Source organism: Burkholderia sp. WTPI3 (genome assembly GCF_021483755.1).
Lineage (GTDB): Bacteria > Pseudomonadota > Gammaproteobacteria > Burkholderiales > Burkholderiaceae > Burkholderia.
In genome coordinates, this window is sequence record NZ_JAGIXF010000050.1 from 1 (window position 1) to 20441 (window position 20441).

Annotated in this window: 18 protein-coding genes, 1 pseudogene and 1 riboswitch; of the genes and pseudogenes, 12 read left to right on the plus strand and 7 right to left on the minus strand. The window is 65.3% G+C overall.

What is annotated here, in order from left to right; all coding sequences use genetic code 11:
- Nucleotides 1-448 precede the first annotated feature (448 nt).
- Nucleotides 449-724, plus strand: a complete 276-nt coding sequence (locus J7024_RS24075) for a hypothetical protein (RefSeq protein WP_175751731.1) — start codon at nt 449-451, stop codon at nt 722-724.
- Between the two features lie 222 nt (nt 725-946).
- On the plus strand, nt 947-2371 hold the full coding sequence (locus J7024_RS24080; RefSeq protein WP_124829551.1) for a DHA2 family efflux MFS transporter permease subunit: 1425 nt from the start codon (nt 947-949) through the stop codon (nt 2369-2371).
- Nucleotides 2372-2840: 469 nt separating this feature from the next.
- On the opposite strand, the gene J7024_RS24085 is transcribed toward J7024_RS24080, so the two are convergent.
- The 3 genes from J7024_RS24085 to J7024_RS24095 form a co-directional block, all read right to left on the minus strand.
- Entirely contained in the window at nt 2841-3584 is a 744-nt protein-coding gene (locus tag J7024_RS24085) for a 2OG-Fe(II) oxygenase (RefSeq protein WP_124829560.1), read from the minus strand.
- A gap of 425 nt (nt 3585-4009) precedes the next feature.
- Nucleotides 4010-5602, minus strand: coding sequence for an inorganic phosphate transporter (locus J7024_RS24090; protein WP_124829550.1), 1593 nt, complete (start codon nt 5600-5602; stop codon nt 4010-4012).
- A 152-nt stretch (nt 5603-5754) separates the two neighbouring features.
- On the minus strand, nt 5755-6366 hold the full coding sequence (locus J7024_RS24095; protein WP_175751733.1) for a histidine phosphatase family protein: 612 nt from the start codon (nt 6364-6366) through the stop codon (nt 5755-5757).
- Between the two features lie 52 nt (nt 6367-6418).
- Nucleotides 6419-6560: riboswitch (cobalamin riboswitch) on the plus strand.
- A 34-nt stretch (nt 6561-6594) separates the two neighbouring features.
- Between J7024_RS24095 and J7024_RS24100 the strand changes: the two genes are divergently transcribed.
- Both J7024_RS24100 and J7024_RS24105 read left to right on the plus strand, forming a co-directional pair.
- Nucleotides 6595-6804, plus strand: a complete 210-nt coding sequence (locus J7024_RS24100) for a CbtB domain-containing protein (protein ID WP_124829548.1) — start codon at nt 6595-6597, stop codon at nt 6802-6804.
- 13 nt (nt 6805-6817) lie between these two features.
- Complete coding sequence (locus J7024_RS24105; RefSeq protein ID WP_124829547.1) at nt 6818-7540, plus strand: CbtA family protein; 723 nt, start codon at nt 6818-6820, stop codon at nt 7538-7540.
- Nucleotides 7541-7562: 22 nt separating this feature from the next.
- Here J7024_RS24105 and J7024_RS24110 read toward each other — a convergent pair whose 3' ends face one another.
- On the minus strand, nt 7563-8471 hold the full coding sequence (locus J7024_RS24110) for a LysR family transcriptional regulator (protein WP_124829546.1): 909 nt from the start codon (nt 8469-8471) through the stop codon (nt 7563-7565).
- 128 nt (nt 8472-8599) lie between these two features.
- On the opposite strand from J7024_RS24110, the gene metE reads away from it, so the two are divergent.
- The 4 genes and pseudogenes from metE (at nt 8600) to J7024_RS37375 (ending at nt 11984) form a co-directional block, all read left to right on the plus strand.
- The gene (gene metE / locus J7024_RS24115; protein ID WP_234745544.1) at nt 8600-10894 is read left to right on the plus strand and encodes a 5-methyltetrahydropteroyltriglutamate--homocysteine S-methyltransferase; all 2295 of its coding nucleotides are present in this window, start codon (nt 8600-8602) and stop codon (nt 10892-10894) included.
- Between the two features lie 143 nt (nt 10895-11037).
- Nucleotides 11038-11292 (plus strand): annotated as a pseudogene (gene glyA / locus J7024_RS24120) (serine hydroxymethyltransferase); the annotation flags it as partial.
- 63 nt (nt 11293-11355) lie between these two features.
- Nucleotides 11356-11676 carry a TonB-dependent receptor gene (locus J7024_RS37370; RefSeq protein WP_233410043.1) on the plus strand — a complete coding sequence of 107 codons (321 nt, stop codon included), beginning with the start codon at nt 11356-11358 and terminating at the stop codon, nt 11674-11676.
- Nucleotides 11673-11984 (plus strand): TonB-dependent receptor, encoded by a 312-nt coding sequence (locus J7024_RS37375; protein ID WP_234745549.1) that lies wholly within the window; start codon nt 11673-11675, stop codon nt 11982-11984. The genes J7024_RS37370 and J7024_RS37375 overlap by 4 nt, the downstream gene beginning before the upstream one ends.
- 92 nt (nt 11985-12076) lie before the next feature.
- On the opposite strand, the gene J7024_RS24135 is transcribed toward J7024_RS37375, so the two are convergent.
- Nucleotides 12077-13402, minus strand: coding sequence for an MFS transporter (locus tag J7024_RS24135; protein ID WP_124829544.1), 1326 nt, complete (start codon nt 13400-13402; stop codon nt 12077-12079).
- A 57-nt stretch (nt 13403-13459) separates the two neighbouring features.
- Nucleotides 13460-14416 carry an agmatinase gene (speB, locus tag J7024_RS24140; protein WP_124829543.1) on the minus strand — a complete coding sequence of 319 codons (957 nt, stop codon included), beginning with the start codon at nt 14414-14416 and terminating at the stop codon, nt 13460-13462.
- A gap of 139 nt (nt 14417-14555) precedes the next feature.
- Here speB and J7024_RS24145 point away from each other — a divergent pair, with 139 nt between their 5' ends.
- The gene (locus J7024_RS24145; RefSeq protein WP_124829542.1) at nt 14556-15467 is read left to right on the plus strand and encodes a LysR family transcriptional regulator; all 912 of its coding nucleotides are present in this window, start codon (nt 14556-14558) and stop codon (nt 15465-15467) included.
- A gap of 69 nt (nt 15468-15536) precedes the next feature.
- Here J7024_RS24145 and J7024_RS24150 read toward each other — a convergent pair whose 3' ends face one another.
- Nucleotides 15537-16001, minus strand: coding sequence for an Lrp/AsnC family transcriptional regulator (locus J7024_RS24150; protein ID WP_124829541.1), 465 nt, complete (start codon nt 15999-16001; stop codon nt 15537-15539).
- A 134-nt stretch (nt 16002-16135) separates the two neighbouring features.
- On the opposite strand from J7024_RS24150, the gene J7024_RS24155 reads away from it, so the two are divergent.
- From J7024_RS24155 to J7024_RS24165, 3 genes are all read left to right on the plus strand, one after another.
- Complete coding sequence (locus J7024_RS24155; protein WP_096507764.1) at nt 16136-16759, plus strand: LysE family translocator; 624 nt, start codon at nt 16136-16138, stop codon at nt 16757-16759.
- A 270-nt stretch (nt 16760-17029) separates the two neighbouring features.
- Nucleotides 17030-18619 (plus strand): S53 family peptidase, encoded by a 1590-nt coding sequence (locus J7024_RS24160; protein ID WP_234745545.1) that lies wholly within the window; start codon nt 17030-17032, stop codon nt 18617-18619.
- Between the two features lie 73 nt (nt 18620-18692).
- The gene (locus tag J7024_RS24165; RefSeq protein ID WP_124829539.1) at nt 18693-20369 is read left to right on the plus strand and encodes a S10 family peptidase; all 1677 of its coding nucleotides are present in this window, start codon (nt 18693-18695) and stop codon (nt 20367-20369) included.
- Nucleotides 20370-20441 lie beyond the last annotated feature (72 nt).

The following is a 20441-nucleotide window of genomic DNA, read 5'->3' on the forward strand; positions in this document are numbered from 1 at the left end:
GGCGCGACGGAAATGCAGGCGGGCGGTGGCAGATTGCTTTGGCTGATCGATCGCATGCCGGTGCGAGCCAGCCGCGACACCGACTCACCTCCGAACCCGATCCTGCACTGCGGCTCACCCGATCTGCGATGCAGGTCCGGTAGCGACACGCCACATGTTTCCTGGCGGGTAACGGCCAGGCGGTCCCCCGCTGTATATCGATCTCCTGCATCACGACCGCGCGGGGCCCCCCGATTCCACCGGAACTGAGCCACTGCACGGCCATGACGATGCGCTTCTCACTGCTCGAAGCGAGAAACTAAAACCGACTGTTCTTCGGTTATCTTTTGCCATTCTTGCCCACATTGGCGCGATCTCCAGTTAAATGGCAAGCTTGAGGGCTGATGCCGATTGCATTTCTCTTCCCCCGTCTCTCTTCGCCGTGGGCGAATTCCTTCAGGCAATGCCAATGAAAAAGCTCATACCGCTTCTGCTCAGTTTCTCTCTGCTTGGATGCGCCGCACAGCATGAAGCTGCCTGCGTCCGTGCGCCGTTTCATGCGAAATTCCAGGATGCAGATGGCGATGTCGGCCCGTTCGCCAATATGAAGTTTTCGCTGATCCGAGTGTCCGACGGTGTCGTGGTTTATCACGGAACAACTGACGAGCAGGGCCGTGCAGAGTGGAGCAATGCATGCCGCGGCGAGCAATACACGCTTCGTCAGGACGGCCTGATTGACGAGTAATTTCGTCGATTGTCCGTGATGTTGGTGACAAAAGCCCCCATCTTCATCCGGGTCGTGCGCATGGCTTCTACTCGAACGGGATAAAATCTATGCGCATAAAGTCGTTCCAGGATTATGTGCCTGCAAAGCGGAGTTCGGGCGCTTCAGGGTAATATCGCCACTCGTCCCGGCCGCCACCTGTGCGGTGGCCGGTGTGTCCCGCCTTCCGTAACTGCATCGTTCATGACTTCCAGTTCTACCCAGAGTGGTCGGACGACCGACTTCTTGCCGTATCTCGTCGCCGCGACCTTCTTCATGGAGTACCTCGACACGACCGTGATCGCGACCGCTCTACCGCAAATGGCGCGCTCTTTCGGCGTCGGGCCGAATGCGCTGAGCCTCGGGATGACGGCCTACATGCTGGCGCTCGCGGTGTTCATTCCGATCAGTGGCTGGATCGCGGACCGATACGGGTCGCGCACCGTATTCGGCAGTGCGATCGTCGTGTTTACCGGCGCATCGATACTGTGCGGGCTGTCCAACGGCGTCGGGACGTTTACTGCCGCCCGGTTGTTGCAGGGTGTCGGCGGGGCGATGATGGTGCCGGTCGGACGGATGATCGTCGTGCGCAGCACCGAGAAGGCGCGGTTGATGCGCGCGATCGCGACGATCACGTGGCCGGGCATCGTTGCGCCGGTCGTCGGGCCGCCGATCGGCGGCTTCATCACGACGTATGCATCGTGGCGCTGGATCTTCCTGCTGAACGTGCCGCTCGGTTTCGCCGCGCTCGTCTGTACCTGGCTGATCGTCCGGAATACGCGCGCCGAGGAACAGCGTCCGCTCGACTGGATCGGCTTCGTGCTGGCGGGCGGGGCGCTGACATGTCTGCTGCTCGGTACCGAAATGGCGGGCCAGCAGGACGCGCAGTTCGCGCGCGCAGCGATGCTCATCGGCGCCAGCGTGCTGTTTGGTATCGCCGCGTGGTTGCATGCGCAGCGTTGTGCGCATCCGCTGCTCGATTTCACGACGCTGAAGGTGCCGACATTCTCGGTGACGGTGCTCACCGGCTCGATCACGCGAGTCGCGGTCAATGCGGTGCCGTACCTGCTGCCGCTGTTGTTCCAGATCGGTTTCGGGCTGTCGCCGTTCCAGTCCGGTCTGCTGCTGCTAGCGAGTGCGCTCGGCAATCTGGGCATGAAGGCGGGCACGTCGTGGATACTCGATCGTTTCGGTTTCCGGCGTGTTGCGCTCATCGACGTGACGATCGTCGGTTTTTGCACGATCGCATGCGGTTGGCTGACCGCGTCGACGCCGCTGGCAATCACGTTGCTGGTCGTATTCGTCTACGGGCTCACGCGTTCGATGCAGTTCACGACGCTTGCGACGCTCGCCTATGCCGACATTCCATCTCACCAGACCAGTGCTGCGAGCACGCTGTGGAGTGCAGCTCAGCAGATGACGATCGGGATGGGGATTGCGTTCGGCGCGCTGGCGCTGCGGCTCGCGGCACTGGTGCGTGGCGATGCGGCCGGCATTCACTATGTGCTCGACGACTTCCGTTGGGCGTTCGTCGCTGCAGGCGTACTCGCGTTGCTGACGTTGCCGGGCTATGCGCGGCTTGCGGCCGATGCGGGTGACAGGCTGCGGGCGAGTGCGGCACGAGGGTAGCTCGAGCAGTCGATCGCGTGCGCAGGGCGACAGGGTGCGTACTGTCGCCCTCCGTCACTCACCCACGCTTCGATTCGTCGCCAGTGCGATTGGCCGGTGCACATCAACTTCCTCGCACGTATTCCTCGCCTGAAGCGTAATCGTGGCACCCGCGATATCCGGCCGCTGTGACGCGTGTGCTGTATCGCCGGGCCCGATGCACCGCGCGATAAAGCAGCATTCGCACTGGATGATGCGAGGCACGTCATGGACCGCGATGCCGACTATATGGCCGGGCTGCCGCGATGTGCCCGTCCCACCAGCGAGAGCATGACGTCACGCGAGACGAGGCAATATCGCATTCGATGCCGCGGGAGCGTCAGGGACAGTAATGCGGATTGCATGACGGCGCTCGAGCGCAGCGGCCTGCGCGCCGTACGAGTATCGACACGATGGGGTGCGCGACAGCATGGTTCTCATGTCGGTATCGTTACTGCGCGTCATGAAAGATGATGCCGACCGTATGGCGGTGCCCGGTCCGGATGCGGCTCACGCCGTGACGCAGATTGACGCGATAGACGCCGCGCGTCCCTTGCACCGGCCTGCCATGCACCGCGAAGATCACCGCGTCGCCCTGCATCAGCGGCACTACTTCCGCACGCGACTGCATGCGGGGCCGCTGTTCCGTCAGTACGAACTCCCCACCAGTGAAATCCCGGCCCGGCGCCGACAGCAGGATCGCGACCTGCAGCGGAAAGACATGCTCGCCATACAGGTCCTGATGGAGGCAGTTGTAGTCGTCCGGGCCGTATTGCAGGATCAGTGGCGTCGGCCGCGTCTGGCCAGCCGCATGGCAGCGCGCGAGAAATGCCGCGTGCTCGGCCGGATAGCGGACGTCGATTCCGAGCGCCCGGTTCCACCGATTCGCGATCGGGGCGAGATGCGGATAGAGCGTTGTCCGCAGCGCATCGACGATCGTGGGCAGCGGATAGGCGAAATATCGGTACTCGCCGCGGCCGAAACCGTGCCGCGCCATGACGACGCGTGAACGGTACAGCGCATCGCGCGGGTAGAGTGCCGCCAGCGCCGCGCATTCCTCCAGCGAGAGCAGACCCGGTACGCGCGCGCATCCGTAGCGATCGAGTTCGGTATCGACGGTGGTCCAGTCGAGGGCGCTCACGTGCTGCGCCATGTCGACGGATTCGACGGCGGGTTGCAGATCGGCAATGTTCACGGGCGTACCTTGTTCGTCAGCGATGTGGTGTCGTGCAGGCATGCCATCGGCATCGAAGTACCCGGTATCGAGTGTGCTGCGATGCACAGCCGGTCGTTGTGGAACGGGCGGCGACGCGATGCCGGCAAGCGCGGCGCATGCCTGCGTCCACGGTGAAAGTCGATGAACCCAGTCTAATGTCGTCTGTGCGATGACGCGCTCCAGATCTTGCGCTTCAATCCGGAAAGAAGGGAGGGGTGCGGCGCGAGCAGCCGGTATGGCGGCTCGGAGTCTAGGCGAGGTTGACGCGGCGATGAGCCGGATGGACTTCGCTCCGTGTGAGCGAAACGAAAAGGCTACGACGCGAAGCACCGAAGCACCGAAGAACCGACTTCGAATCTTCCTCGGCGAGCGACCGGTCCCCCGGCCGCTCGCCGCTTCTCCGCTCAGGCGACCGAGCGGAACAACCAGTAAAGACCGGCCGCCAGCACAATCGATGCCGGCAACGTCAGTACCCATGCGAGCACGAGGCTGCGCACCGTGCTCCACTGCAGCCCGGAGCCGTTCGCCGCCATCGTGCCCGCGACACCCGATGACAGCACGTGCGTCGTCGAGACGGGCAACCCGTACGCGTCGGCCGCGCCGATCGTCAGCATTGCGACGAGCTCGGCCGATGCGCCCTGTCCGTACGTCAGATGCTGCTTGCCGATTTTTTCGCCGACGGTCACGACGATCCGCTTCCACCCGACCATCGTGCCGAGACCCAGTGCGATCGCGACCGCAACCTTCACCCAGGTCGGAATGAACTTGGTCGCGTGGTCGAGCTGCTTGCGGTAGTTGTCGATCGCGAGCTTGTCGTCGGCGGAAAATGCCGGTTGCCCCGACTTCTCGATCAGACGAATCGCTTCGGACACCAGATACATCGTGTTGCGCACGTTGTCGACGTCGCCCTGCGGCACGGCCGCCATCGAGCCCGACGAACCGACCGCGGTCGCCAGCGACGTGGACAGTTGCTGCACGCCCGGCAGCACGGCCGGCGTCATCTCGCGGCGCTGCACGAAGTGTTCGACGTCGGCGCGAGGATTCGCGGACGGTGCGACGCCGTTCGAGTATTTCGCGAACGTCGCGGCGGCCTGGTTCGCGACGGCGACGAACGTCTGCGATTCGGCCGGCGTGACGGCCTTGTTCAGTGCGTACGCGGTCGGCACCGTGCCGATCAGGATCAGCATGATGAGGCCCATGCCTTTCTGCCCGTCGTTCGACCCGTGCGCGAACGACACGCCGGTGCAGGTGAGGATCAGCAGGCAGCGAATCCAGAACGGCGGCGGCTGGTCCTTCGGCGGCTCCTTGTACAGATCCGGAACCCGAATGACGGCCTTCAGCACGAGCAACAGCAGCGACGCGCACAGGAAGCCGACGATCGGCGAGAACAGCAACGACTTGCCGACGCCGAGCGCCTGACCCCAGTCGACACCGCTCGTGCCGGACGGACCGTGCATCAGCTGGTTCATCAGCCCGACGCCGATGATCGAGCCGATCAGCGTATGCGAGCTCGACGACGGCAACCCGAAGTACCAGGTCGCGAGGTTCCACACGATTGCGGCGATCAGCAGTGCAAACACCATCGCGAAGCCCGAGCCGCTGCCGACCTGCAGGATCAGCTCGACCGGCAGCAACTGCAGGATGCCGAACGCGACGGCGCCGCTCGAAACCATCACGCCGAGGAAGTTCCACAGGCCGGACCAGATCACCGCGACGTTCGGCGTCAGCGAGTGGGTGTAGATCACGGTCGCGACGGCATTCGCCGTGTCGTGGAAGCCGTTGACGAACTCGAAGCCGAGCGCGATCAGCAGCGCGGCGCCGAGCATCAGATACGGGAACAACGATCCTTCGCGGACGGGCGACAGATCGGCAATCAGGTGGGTGGCGATATAGACGGCACCGATCGCGAGCACCAGCAGGAAGACGGCATAGCCGACCTGCCGGGTGCGTTCGGTGGAGCCGGGAGTATTGGCGGCGGACGAAGCAGGTTGATTCATGACGGCATCTCGTAAGGGAACCGCGTCCGATCCTAGCTTCGGCCACTCGTCAGTTTGATGACAGTCGGGAGGACGAATCGTTGTCTTACAGGTATGTAAGAAATGCGCGCATCGCCATTCATCACGTTGCCGCGTCGCGCCGGCCCGCATCGTCATCGGTATGGTCGGCAACGAACTTGCGTGTCGGTATCGCGCCCGTCGTCGTCGGTGGTCAACGTCCAACCGTCCGGCGACCTGACGAATACCGTGCACGATAGCGGTGCGACGTCGATGCGCATCGCGGCCTGCGGTTCCATCCGCAACGCACACGCGATGGCTGTACGAACGATCGCCGCATGCGTGATCGCAACGACGTCGAGATCGCGCGGCAGACCGTCGAGCCAGGCGCGGACGCGCCATGCGACGTCTTCGAACGACTCACCGCCGTGCGGCGACGCAAGCGGCTCGCCGAGCCATGTGCCGAGTTCGTCCGGCAGGTCGCGCGCGAGATCGTGCAGTCGCTTGCCGCGCCAGCGGCCGTAGTCGACATCGCGAAGCGCATCGTCGAGTCGCGCGCGTAGCCCGAGCGCATCGGCGGTCTGTCGCGCGCAAAGCGCGGGACTGCTCAGCGCGACCGCGCGAGGGACGCCGGCGAACCGCTCGCGTACCGCGGCGGCGTCGGCCAGCCCGCGCGCGTCGAGCGGATCGTCGTCGGGAAACGTGCCGGTGCGCATCGCACGGGTCGATGCATGCGCGATCAGGCGCAGCAAGACAGGCTGGATCATGTCGGTAGTCGATTGTTCGAGGCGGCAGTGCGCGGCAGTGCCGATCATGCACCGGCCTTCAATACGCGAACGTTCGCGCGTACAATTCGCCCGATACGAAACGTGGAAGCCGGTGCAATTCCGGTGCGGTCGCGCCACTGTAACCGGGGATATTCGATCCCGGAAGCCAGACCTGCGTTCGTATTCCATCCAACATTTGCCGGGGCGCGATTCCCCTGAGGTGCATCCATGAGCGAAGCAATGCTGAAGCCGGCTGTCGTGCCGGCGCCCATCCCCGTCCGCGAACTGTTGCCGTGGGCCATCTTCGTCGGTCTGATCCTGCTGCTCGCGCTGTATTTCGTCGGCGCGGAACAGGGCGCGACGTCGATCGTGCCGGGCATGTACGTGCACGAGTTCGTGCACGACGGTCGCCACCTGCTTGGCTTTCCCTGCCACTGACGCGGAGTAGAAGATGGTCGGAAAGCTGCTCATGCGCGGGATGCTCGCAGGCATCGCCGCGGGTCTCCTCACGTTCGGTTTCGCGAAAATCGTCGGCGAACCGCAAGTCGATCAGGCAATCTCCTTCGAGGAAAAGTCCGATGCCGCCAAGGGCGAAGCGCCGGAGCCTGAACTGGTCAGCCGTCACACGCAGGCAGGCCTCGGCCTGCTGACGGGCGTCGTGACCTACGGCGCGGCGTTCGGCGGGCTGTTCTCGCTGGTCTTCGCGTTCGCATACGGACGAGGCAACCGCCTCCCGGCACGTCCGCTCGCCGCGTGGCTCGCGCTCGCGGCATTCGTCGCGCTCGTGATCGTGCCCAACATCAAGTACCCGGCCAATCCGCCATCGGTCGGCGACCCCGACACGATCGGCTATCGCACGGGCCTGTTCTTCCTGATGATCGCGATCTCGATCGCGACGATGGTGTTCTCGGTCAGCGTGCGTCGTCATCTGCTGGCGAAGCTCGGCCAGTGGAACGCGTCGATCGTGGCGGGCCTCGTGTTCATCGCGATCATCGCGGCCGTGCAGAACGGGCTGCCGTCGGTCAGCGAGTTACCGGCCGATTTTCCGGCAGCCGTGCTTTGGAAGTTCCGCGTGGCGGCGATCGGCATGCAGGTGATCATGTGGACGACGATCGGCCTGCTGTTCGGTGCGTGGGTCGAACGTGGCGAACGCATCGGCATGCGCGCCGCCTGACGCGCATTGCAACAGGGCGCGCCTAGCGCAGCATGCGCGGCGCGCTCCACGTCGATTCGCGCGCGAGCGCGACGAACGCGGCCAGATAGTCGATCGACGCGTCCGCTTCGCGGATGCCGAGGAAGATCTGCTTCGCGATTCCCTTCTTGCCCAGCTTGACCGGCACGACCGGCATCCGGTCCGCATATTCGTCGGCAAGCCATCTCGGCAGCGCGGCCACACCGCGCCCGCTCGCTATCATCTGCAGCATGATGTCGGTCGTCTCGATCGACTTGTGGCGCCGCGGCACGATGCCGGCCGGTGTCAGGAACTGGTTGTAGATGTCGAGCCGGTCCGTTTCGACCGGGTACGTGATCAGGATTTCGTCGCCGAGCTGCTCGGGCGTCACGTAGTCGGCATTGGCGAACCGGTGTGCGTCGGCGACCACCAGCACCTGCTCGTAATCGAACACGGGATCGAAGCGCAGCCCCGGCTTGTTCAACGGATCGGGCGTCACCAGCACGTCGATGTCATAGCCGAACAGCGCGCCGATGCCGCCGAACTGGAAGCGTTGCTTCACGTCGACGTCGACGTCCGGCCAGCGCGTCAGGTACGGCGACACGACCTTCAGCAGCCACTGATAGCACGGGTGGCATTCCATCCCGATGCGCAGCGTGCCGCGCTCGCCCTTCGCGTATTGCTTCATCCGCTCCTCGGCGAGCTCGAACTGCGGCAGCAGCCGGTTCGCCAGCTTCAGCAGATATTGCCCGCCCTGCGTGAGCCGCAGCCCGCGTCCTTCCCGATCCCAGATCGGCGTGCCGAGCTGCTGCTCGACCTTCCTGACGGTATGGCTGAGTGCCGATTGCGTGAGATGCAGCGCATTGGCCGCGGCCGTCAGCGAGCCCTGGCGCTCGACCTCACGGATCACGACGAGATGGAATCGTTCCAGCATGGATATCGCTCACTCAACTGATACATGAATGGATTTAATGGATGAATGAAATAATGCCATTTTATTTCATGGTTTGAAATCCCTATCATGGCTGCCGGATCCTCAATTTTTCTCTGTACGGCAACGTCATGGTTACGACACACAACCTCGGTTTTCCGCGCATCGGCGCAAAGCGCGAACTCAAGTTCGGTCTCGAACGCTACTGGAAGGGCGAATCGTCGCGCGACGAGCTGAAGTCGCTCGGTGCCGAGCTGCGCCACCGTCACTGGAACGACCAGCGCGATCTGGATCTGGCTCCGATCGGCGACTTCGCGTTCTACGACCAGGTGCTCGACATGAGCTTCACGCTCGGCAACCTGCCCAAACGCGTGCAGGGCTTCCAGGGCGACGCGCTCGACAACTATTTCCGCGTGGCGCGCGGCCGCTCGGCGCAATCGGCGGAAGAACATGCGGCGTGCTGCGGCGGCGTTTCGGCCGGCGAAATGACGAAGTGGTTCGACACGAACTATCACTACATCGTCCCGGAATTCCACGCGGACACGAATTTCTCGCTCGATCCGTCGCGCTTGCTCCAGCAACTGGCCGAAGCGCAGGCGCTGGGCGTCGCCGCGAAGCCGGTGATCCTTGGGCCCGTCACGTACCTGTGGCTCGGCAAGTCGAAGGACGATTCGGATCGTCTTGCACTGCTGCCGAAGCTGCTGCCGGTGTACGGCGCGCTGCTCGACACGCTGACCGCGCAGGGCGTCGAATGGGTGCAGATCGACGAACCGATCCTCGTCACCGAACTCGACGCCGAATGGCGCCAGGCATTCCGCACTGCTTACGCGGCGCTGGAAACGCGTCGCATCAAGCTGTTGCTCGCGACGTACTTCGGCCAGCTGCAGGACAACCTGACGCTCGCGGCGTCGTTGCCGGTCGACGGTTTGCACATCGACGCGATCAATGCCCGCGACGAAATCGACGCGCTGGTGCGTGAACTGCCGGCCGAGCGCGTGCTGTCGGTGGGCGCGATCAACGGCCGCAACATCTGGAAGACGGACCTGGGCGTAGCGCTCGACTGGCTCGAGCCGCTCGCCAAGCAACTGGGCGAGCGCCTGTGGCTCGCGCCGTCGTGCTCGCTGCTGCACGTGCCGGTCGATCTCGCGAGCGAAGAAAAGCTCGACGCGGAAATCCGCTCGTGGCTCGCGTTCGCGCTGCAGAAGCTCGACGAACTGAAGGTGCTTGCGACCGCGCTGAACGAAGGCCGCGACAAGGTGGCCGACACGCTTGCCGCGAATGCCGCCGCGATCGACTCGCGCCGCCGCTCGCCGCGCGTGAACAACCCGACGGTGAAGGCCGCGATCGCACGCATCGACGCGCAGCTCGGCAACCGCGTGAGCCCGTACACGGAGCGTGCGGCGAAGCAGTCGGCACGACTGAACCTGCCGGCTTTCCCGACGACGACGATCGGTTCGTTCCCGCAGACCGGCGAAATCCGCCAGGCGCGCAGCCAGTTCAAGGCGGGCGCGCTGGATGAAGCCGGCTATCGCAAGGCGATGCAGGCCGAGATCGTGCGCAGCGTCCGCGAACAGGAATCGCTCGAACTCGATGTGCTCGTGCATGGCGAAGCGGAACGCAACGACATGGTCGAGTACTTCGGCGAACAGCTCGACGGCTACGCATTCAGCCAGTTCGGCTGGGTGCAGTCGTACGGTTCGCGCTGCGTGAAGCCGCCGATCCTGTTCGGCGACATCAGCCGCCCGAAGGCGATGACGGTCGAATGGATCACGTACGCGCAGTCGCTGACGAGCAAGCCGATGAAGGGCATGCTGACCGGCCCGGTGACGATCCTGAACTGGTCGTTCGTCCGCGACGACCAGCCGCGCTCGGTGTCGTGCTACCAGCTCGCGCTCGCGATCCGCGAGGAAGTGCTCGATCTCGAGAAGGCCGGCGTGCGCGTGATCCAGATCGACGAGGCCGCACTGCGCGAAGGGTTGCCGCTGCGCCGCGCGCAATGGGGCGAGTACCTGAAGTGGGCGGTCGAGTCGTTCCGCATCACCGCGAATGGCGTGCAGGACGACACGCAGATCCACACGCACATGTGCTATTCGGAGTTCAACGACATCATCGCGTCGATCGCCGACATGGATGCGGATGTGATCACGATCGAGACGTCGCGCTCGGATATGGAACTGCTCGACGCGTTCGACAATTTCAAGTATCCGAACGAAATCGGGCCGGGCGTGTACGACATCCACTCGCCGAACATCCCGACACAGGATCACATCGTCGGCCTGATGAAGAAGGCGGCCGAGCGTATTCCGGCGGAGCGCCTGTGGGTGAACCCGGATTGCGGGCTGAAGACGCGTCAGTGGGCGGAAGTGATTCCGGCACTGACCAACATGGTCGCGGCCGCGAAGACGCTGCGCAACCAGGTGCAATGACGCAGGTGCAATAACGCGCGGACGCTGCACGCCTGCTGTCTCGATCGTCGATCGGCGGCGGGCGTTGCGCCGGTTCGGACCGTCCCGGGCAGGCCCCGGGACGTGTCGTTTCGAATGTTTGATTTTCGAGGGCCATTCCCGCCATGTGCGAACGCAATCGCTATCCGCTCGACCCGACCGATCCGGAACTGTTCGATGCCATTCTGCTGGAAAACCGCCACCAGGAAGCCCATGTCGAGCTGATCGCGTCGGAAAACTACACGAGCCCGGCCGTGATGGCCGCTCAGGGTTCGCAGCTCACGAACAAGTACGCGGAAGGTTATCCGGGCAAGCGCTACTACGGCGGCTGCGAATACGTCGACGTCGTCGAGCAACTGGCGATCGACCGCGTGCGCGCGCAAGCGGCCGAGCTGACGCGCCGTTTCCCCGTGTATTCGTGACAGCGTGCTGAGGAGGCGACGGTGAGCAACGTGGCGAACGATGCGGTTGAACGGCTGTTGGGCGCGATCGAGGAAGACAGCGACGATTGCTGGGCAATGTACGAGGAGATCGGTCGTGTGGTCGACGGCCGGCTCGACGCGACGGCCGCGCTGTTTCGAATCAACGACAACAACCGCGCGGTGGCCGATCCGTGGCATCCGGACTTCTTCCTCGCGGAAGGCCACGTGCGCGACCAGGGCGTCGAGCTCGATGTGACCGGCCAGCCGACGCCGGACTGGAACCTCTATGCGGGCTTACGTACCTGGATGCCGGTTACGACAGCGGCAGCGACGCCTACCTGACGGACGGTACGGACCCGAAACACCTGTTCAAGCTGTCGACCAAGTACACGTTCTCGCGGGGCGTGTTGCGCGGTGTGTCGATCGGCGGCGGTCTGCTCGCGCAGACGAGCATCACGCGCGGCGTCGAGCAGGGCGAATATGCGATCTTCAATGCGCAGATCGGCTATCGCTTCAACAAGCATCTCGAAGCGTCGCTGCAGTTGAACAACATGTTCAACCGCGATTACTACATCCGTCCGCCGAGCCGGTTCTACAGCGTGTTTGGCGACAAGCGCAACGTGATGCTCACGCTGCGTTCGGACTTCTGACGGCGGCAATGAAAAAAGGGCGGCACGATGTGCCGCCGTTCGCGGGAGACGACCGGGCGGGCGCGTGACGAAGCCGGCCCGGTGCTTCGAGACTACGCCGTGCGCGTGCCGCGCGGCAGTGGCGCGTTCGTCTTGTCCGGAGCACCGGCATCGTCGATGCTGACGCGGCGCGAGATCAGCCAGACGCACACCGACGACAGCACGGCGGCGCTCATGTACTGGACCGCGAGCGGCCACCATTGCGGCGCGGCGTTCTGCGCGATCAGCGTCGCCACGAGCGGCGTGAGGCCGCCGGCGAGGGCGCCGCATACCTGGTACGCGATCGAGATCGCCGTGTAGCGGATGCGCGCGATGAAGATGCCGCTGACGAAGCCGGCAACCACCGAGTAGTAGCCCGATTCCGCGAGCGTCGCGAGACCGACGCCGACCGTGATCGACAGCGGCGTGCCCATATGCACGAGCGGCAGCATCACGAACGGGACGATCGCGGCCCACGCGCCGGTGATCAGCAGCACGCGCGTCGTGCCGAAGCGTTGCGCCAGGAACGCGGCCGCGAGCTGCACGACGAACTGCAGCACGGCGACGATGGTCATGCAATGCAGCACCATCGACCGGTCGAGCGACAGGAACTGCGTCGCGTAGCTGATCATGAAGATGTTGCTGAAATACACGCCGGCGATGCCGTACACGTTCGCGCCGATCGCGAGCAACAGCAGCGGCCAGTACGTGAGCGCTTCGCGCACCGGGTTTTGCGCGGTGTTGCCGCTCTTCTTCACTTCCTCGAACTCGGGCGACTCGGACACGCTCGCGCGGATCACGAACCCGACGGCCAGCAGCACGGCACTCGCGAGGAACGGCACGCGCCAGCCCCAGCTCATCATGTCGTCCTTCGACAGCGTGCTGATTGCGCCGAACGCGAGCATCGACAGGATCAGGCCGCTCGCGCTGCCCAACTGCGCGAACGATGCGAAGAACGTGCGCTTGCCTTCGGGCGCATGCTCGCCGGCGAGCAGCACCGCGCCGCCCCATTCACCGCCGACCGCGATGCCTTGCAGCACGCGCATCAGCACGAGCAGGATCGGTGCGAGCATGCCGGCCTGTGCATAGGTGGGCAATGCGCCGATCGCGACGGTCGAGATCGCCATCAGCATCAGCGTCGCGAGCAGCGAGCGCTTGCGGCCGAAGCGGTCGCCGAGATAGCCGAACATCACGCCGCCGAGCGGCCGCGCGAAGAAGCCGACCGCGAACGAGCCGAACGACGCGAGCAGGCTGACGAAGCGGCTTTCGCCGGGAAAGAACAGCGGCCCGAACACGATGGCTGCGGCGGTCGCATAGCTATAGAAGTCGTACCACTCGATCGTGGTGCCGACGAACGAAGCGAGCGCCGCCCGCTTCGGTTGCTTGATGGCAGTCCCCATCGTTGATGTGCTCCTCTGGAATCCTTTGATTTGGAATGGGTCGTGTGCGTGCCGGGATCAGTCGCGATACGCGACGCCGGGCAGCACGCACAGCAGCTCGTATGCGAGGTTTGCGCCGAGCAGCGCCGTGGTGCCGAACGGGTCGTACGGCGGCGCGACTTCGACGAGATCGCAGCCGACGATGTTCAGCCCCTTCGCGCCGCGGATGATCTCGAGCGCCTGCGGCACCGTGAGGCCCGCGATTTCCGGCGTGCCGGTGCCCGGCGCATAGGCCGGGTCGATGCCGTCGATGTCGAAGCTGATGTAGACCGGCGTGTCGCCGACGCGCGCGCGCACTTCTTCCATCAGCGGCGCGAGCGACTTGTTCCAGCATTCCTCGGCCTGGACCACGCGGAAGCCCTGCTCGCGGCACCAGTCGAAATCCTCGGCGGCGTAGCCGGTGCCGCGCAGGCCGATCTGCGTGACCTTGTCGCCGTGCAGCAGCCCTTCCTCGACCGCGCGGCGGAACGGCGTGCCGTGCGCGATCTTTTCGCCCATCATCGTATCGTTCACGTCGGCGTGTGCATCGACGTGGATCAATGCAACCTTGCCGTGCTTGCGATGGATCGCGCGCAGGATCGGCAGCGCGATCGTATGGTCGCCGCCGAGCGTGACCGGCTTGCAGTCGTGTTCGAGGATCGCGTCGTACGCGGCTTCGATGCGCGCGATGGAGTCGTGCAGGTTATACGGATTGATCGCGACGTCGCCGATGTCGGCGATCTGCAGCGAATCGAACGGCGCGGCGCGGGTGGCCATGTTGTACGGGCGCAGCAGCACGGATTCGGTGCGGATCTGGCGCGGGCCGAAGCGCGCGCCGGTGCGGTTGGACGTGCCGAGGTCGAACGGCACGCCGACGAAACATGCGTCGAGCCCTGCGGCGCTCGCCACGTGCGGCAGACGCATCATCGTCGCGATGCCGCCGCTGCGCGGCATTTCATTGCCGCCGAGCGGCTGGAAATGGGGGTGTTCGTTCATGGGGGTGTCTCGTCCGATGTGGGGTTGCCGTATCATTCGACGCGGCCTGGCGCATAGTTTTACGCGTCCGGCCGGAAAGAAGAATGCGAAGATATCGACGTAAACATCGATTTCCATCGATGTATGAAAGGGGAATAGCGTGCTGGGGAATCTGTCGACCCTCGATCTGCGATTGATCCGCGTGTTTCTCGCGGTCACGGACGCGGGTGGCGTATCGGCCGCGCAGGCGATGCTGAACGTCGGCCAGTCGACGATCAGCGCGCAGCTGTCTTCGCTCGAGACGCGGCTCGGCTACCGGCTATGCGAGCGAGGCCGCAGCGGTTTCCGGCTCACGCCGAAGGGCGAGCGGTTCCACGCGATGAGTCGCAAGCTGCTCGCGGCGCTCGACGAATTCGGGATGGCGGCGCGGCACATGGACCGCCAACTGGTCGGCACGCTGAACATCGGCCTGATCGGGCACACGCCGGTCAGCCAGAACGCGCGGATCGCCGAGGCGATCGCCGCATTCCGCACGCGCGACGAGGCGGTGCGCTTCTCTATCTCAGTGCGTGCGCCGGGCGATCTCGAGGAAAAGCTGCTGAGCGACGAGATCCAGATCGCGGTGGGCTACTTCTGGCATCGCGTGCCGTCGCTGCACTACACGCCGCTGTTCATCGAGCGTCAGGTCGCATACTGCGGCCGCGGGCATCCGCTGTTCGACGGTGCGGGTGCGCTGACGCCGGCCGACGTCGCCGGCTTCGAGTGGGCCTGGCGCTCGTATCCGCTGCCGGAGGCGCAGATGTCGACGACGCCCGATCGCGTGACCGCGACCGCCGACAACATGGAAGCCGTCGCGCTGCTGATCCTGTCGGGCCATCATCTCGGCTACCTGCCGCAGCATTTCGCGGCGCCGTACGTCGCGCAGGGGCTGCTCGCACCGCTCAACCCGGAGCAACTGCGCTACGACGTCACGTTCCACATGGTCGTCGCGCGCAACGGGCGCGGCGACCCGCTCGTCGAGGCGTTTCTCGAGGATCTCGAGCGCGCGCATCAGTCTCCCGACGTGGCGTGACGCGCTGCATGATGCCGGCGCGGCCGGCAACGTGAATCCGTGCCGCGCCGGCGTGGCCTGCTGCCTGCGTCACGGCACCGGCAACCCCGCGTCGTGCTTCACTTCCCGCAACGACAGCGCCGATTCGATCGACGTCACGCCCGGCAGCATCCGCAGCGAATCGCGCAGGAACGTGCCGTAGTCATCGAGATCGCGCGCGACTACCTGCAGCAGATAGTCGGCGGTGCCCGCGACGTTGTGGCACGCGAGGATCCGCTCGATGCCGAGCACTTCCCGTTCGAACCGGTCGGCGACCTTGCGGTCGTGCGTCGCGAAACGCACGAGCACGAACGCGACGACGCCGAAGCCGAGCGCCTGGCGCGACAGCTGCGCGCGGTAGCGCTCGATGTAGCCGTCGCTTTCGAGACGCTTCAGGCGACGCGCACACGGCGTCTCGGACAGGCCGACGGAGTCGGCCAGACGCGCGATCGGCAGGCGGCCGTCGCGCTGCACCGCGGCGAGGATCGCGCGATCGGTTTTGTCGAGCTCATTCATCTTGGCGGAATCCTTGTTCAGATATCGTGATTGTGGCGGATTCCGCTATCAATCGCCAATCCGGCGTCAAAAATGGCCAATAATCCCTCGTCCTTCAGCGGCAACATATCGTCATTGGAGGACGGGGGCAGACCATGATTTCCACGCATTTGCTGTTGATTTATCTCGCCGCGCTGGCGGCCATTTACGCGGTGCCCGGGCCCGACATGGCGCTCGTGCTGCAGACCAGCATCGGTCGCGGCGTGCGTCCGGGCATGGCGGCGGCGGCCGGCCTGTCGCTGTCGCGCACAGCGCATGTGACGCTGTCCGCCTGCGGCGTCGCGGCGCTGATCCGCAGTGCGCCGTGGCTGTACGAAGTGATCCGTTACGGCGGCGCGCTCTATCTCGCGTACGTCGCGATCCAGGTGTTCCGCTCCCCGGTGTTCGCGCTCGGCGACGGCGAGGCTGCTGCCGCGGGCGAGCTGCGGCAATCGTTCTTCAAGGGGCTGCTGACGAACCTGCTGAATCCGAAGGCGCTGCTGTTCTGCTCGGTATTGCTGCCGCAGTTCGTGCGGCCCGAAGCCGGGCCCGTGGTGTGGCAGATGTTCGAACTCGGCGCGCTGCTCGTCGCGGCCGGCGTATGTTTCGACCTCGCGTGCGTGTTCGGCGCGTCGCGCATCGCGGCGTGGATGCGTGCGCACCCGCTCGCCCAAACCGTACAGCGCTGGACGTTCTCGGCCGCGCTGATCGGCTTCGCGCTGCGCCTTTCGATGGACTGACCGGCCGCTCGAATTGCATCCCGGCATCGCTGCCGTGCCGCCCGACAGACGCGCACGGCGCGGTGCATCGCCGAACGAAGGCCGCGCGCAATGCCGGCCTGCTCGCGCTTCTTCGGCACGGCGGCGCACGCGCGCAAATCGTCTGACTGATCTAAACTTCCTTTGACTTCGCGCTGCGGCGAACCGACTGACCGAACGGAACCGTCTTCCGCCGGCCCTGTCCGATTTCCTGGTTGTTCCGTGCAACGCGGTACCAAGGAGGGTCTGAACATGGCAAGGCATCTTCAAGCCGACCGTGAACCCCGGATCGTCGCCGAGTCCAAGTGTCTCGGCCAGTGCGATCCGGCGGAACGCATCCACGTCACGATCATGTTGCGGCGGCAGGAAGAAGGGCAACTCGATGCATTGGTTCACCAGCTGGCTACCGGTGACGCCCGTGCAAAACCGGTGTCGCGCGACGCATTCGCGCAGCGTTTCTCCGCGAGTCCCGACGACATTCGCAAGACCGAGGACTTCGCACGCCGTCATCAACTCACGGTCGATCGTGTCGATCCGGTCGAAAGCGTCGTCGTGCTGTCCGGCACGATCCAGCAATTCGAAGCCGCATTCAGCGTGAAGCTCGAGCGTTTCGAGCATCGCTCGATCGGTCAGTATCGCGGCCGCTCGGGCCCGATCGTGTTGCCCGACGATATCGGCGATGCGGTCACGGCCGTGCTCGGTCTCGACAGCCGTCCGCAGGCGCGGCCCCACTTCCGGCTGCGTCCGCCGTTCAAGCCCGCACGCGGTGCCGCGGGCGTCACGTTCACGCCGGTTCAGCTCGCTTCGCTGTACGGTTTCCCGGCCGGTGACGGCGCGGGGCAGTGCATCGCGATCGTCGAACTCGGCGGCGGCTATCGCGCGGCCGATATCCAGCAATACTTCCGCGGGCTCGGGATCAACACGCCGCCGACGCTCGTCGACGTGAACGTCGGTACCGGCCGCAATGCGCCGAGCGGCGATCCGAACGGCCCGGACGGCGAAGTCGCGCTCGACATCGAGATCGCCGGGGCGATCGCGCCGGCCGCGAAGATTGCGATCTACTTCGCGTCGAACAGCGACGCGGGCTTCATCCAGGCCGTGAACGCGGCCGTCAACGACAAGGCCAACCAGCCTTCGGTGATCTCGATCAGCTGGGGCGGGCCGGAAGCGATCTGGCAGGCGCAGTCGGCGCAGGCGTTCGACCGCGTGCTGCAGGCGGCCGCCGCGCACACCGTGATCCCCTGCGCGGCGTCGGGCGACAGCGGCTCGGGCGACGGGCTGCAGGACGGCGCCGATCACGTCGACTTTCCCGCTTCGAGCCCGTACGTGCTCGGCTGCGGCGGCACGCAGCTCGATGCGTTGCCGGGGCAGGGCATCCGCAGCGAGGTCACGTGGAACGACGACGCGGCCGGCGGCGGTGCGGGCGGCGGCGGCGTCAGCACGATGTTCGACCTGCCGACGTGGCAGCAGGGGCTGACCGTGACGCGCGCCGACGGCAGCAGCACGCCGCTGGCCAAGCGCGGCGTGCCGGACGTCGCCGGCGATGCATCGCCGCAAACGGGCTACGAGGTGTCGGTTGCCGGCACGCCCGCGGTGATGGGCGGCACGAGCGCGGTCGCGCCGCTGTGGGCCGCGCTGATCGCGCGGATCAACGCGGCGGCCGGCGCCTCGGTCGGCTGGGTCAATCCGGTGCTGTACAAGAATCCGGGCGCGCTGCGCGACATCACGAAAGGCTCGAACGGCACATATGCGGCCGCGGCCGGCTGGGATGCGTGCACGGGCCTCGGCAGCCCGGACGGCGCGAAGCTCGCCGCGGTCCTCGCGCGCAAGCCGTCGAGCTGACGCGCCGGCACATGCGTTTCCTTGTGACGCGGGTGTCCTGCCCGCGTCTTTTTTCACCTCCAGGAGCAGCACGATGGGCATCGATTCCGCATCTTCCGGCGGCGTGTATCCGCTGCATCACGGCGACCTCAATTCGCATGGCGTGCCGGCGGCCGTCAGTCCGGTCGCGCTGAGCCAAGGCCGCGACCAGCCGTTCTTCGATCCCGTTGCATACGGCAACGGCCCCGACGACTCGGTGACCGACACGACCGAAGCGGCCGCGATCACGCACCACACGATCCTGATCGGCGGGAAGCGTATTGCCTATACGGCGACGGCCGGCCATCTCGTGACCGTCGACCCGAGCAGTTCGCAACCGGCCGCGAAGCTCTTCTACGTCGCGTTCACGGCCGACGGCGCGAAGGAAGAAACCCGGCCTGTGACGTTCTTCTACAACGGCGGCCCCGGTTCGTCGTCCGTGTTCGTGCTGCTCGGCTCGTTCGCGCCGAAACGTATCAAGACGTCGATGCCGGGGTTCACGCCGCCCGCGCCGTATCAGATGGAAGACAACCCCGACAGCATGATCGACCACAGCGACTTGGTCTTCATCAACCCGGTTGGCACCGGCTATTCGGCGGCCGTCGCGCCGAACAAGAACCGCAATTTCTGGGGCGTCGACCAGGATGCGGATTCGCTGAAGCAGTTCATCAAGCGCTACCTGACCAAGAACAACCGCTGGAATTCGCCGAAATACCTGTTTGGCGAGTCGTACGGCACGGCGCGCAGCTGCGTGCTCGCCTACAAGCTGCACGAGGACGGCGTCGACCTGAACGGCGTTACGCTGCAGTCGTCGATCCTCGACTACCGGCAGGCCGGCAATCCGGTCGGCGCGCTGCCGACCGCGGCGGCCGACGCGTGGTATCACCAGAAACTCGGCGTCAAGCCGGCGCCGACGGATCTCGGCGCGTTCGTGGAGGAAGTCGCGCAGTTCGCGCGCACCGACTACCTGAACGCGTTGCGCAACGTGCCGCATGCCGACCCGGCCGTCGTGCAAAAACTGTCGGAGTACACCGGCATCGACACGGCGACGCTGCAGACGTGGGGGCTCGACATCGCCGGCTACGATGCGCGCGGCAATTCGCTGTTCCTGACGACGCTGCTGCATGCCCAGGGGCTGGCGCTCGGCTCGTACGACGGCCGCGTGACCGGAATTTCGTCGGGCATCGCCGGCAAGATCGATCCGAACTCGGGCGGCAACGACCCGACGATGACGGCGGTGACGGGCGTCTACACGGCGATGTGGAACAGCTACCTGAACGAGCAACTGAAGTTCACGTCGAACTCCGCGTTCACGGACCTGAACGACCAGGCATTCCAGAACTGGGATTTCAGCCACATCGACCCGACCGGCGCGCAGCAGGGCATCGATGCGAAGGGGAACGTGATTCTCTACACGGCGGGCGATCTTGCCGCGGTGATGGCGCTGAACATCGACCTGAAGGTGCTGTCGGCGAACGGCTTCTACGATTTCGTCACGCCGTTCTACCAGACCGTGATCGACCTGCAGCAGATGCCGCTCGAGGATCAGAAGGTGCGGCAGAACCTGTCCGCGCGCTTCTATCCGTCGGGGCACATGGTGTATCTCGACGGCGGTTCGCGGACCGCGCTCAAGCGCGATCTCGCGACGATGTACGACGCGACGGTCAGCGACACGGGCGCGCGGATGCGGATCCGCGCACTGCAGGCGAAGAAGACGGGCGGGCCCGCGTAGCGCTGCCCGTCGGGCACGTGCCGCGCGCAACCGCTACGGTGCTGTTCGCGCGGCGCGTGTGATCGGTGCCGT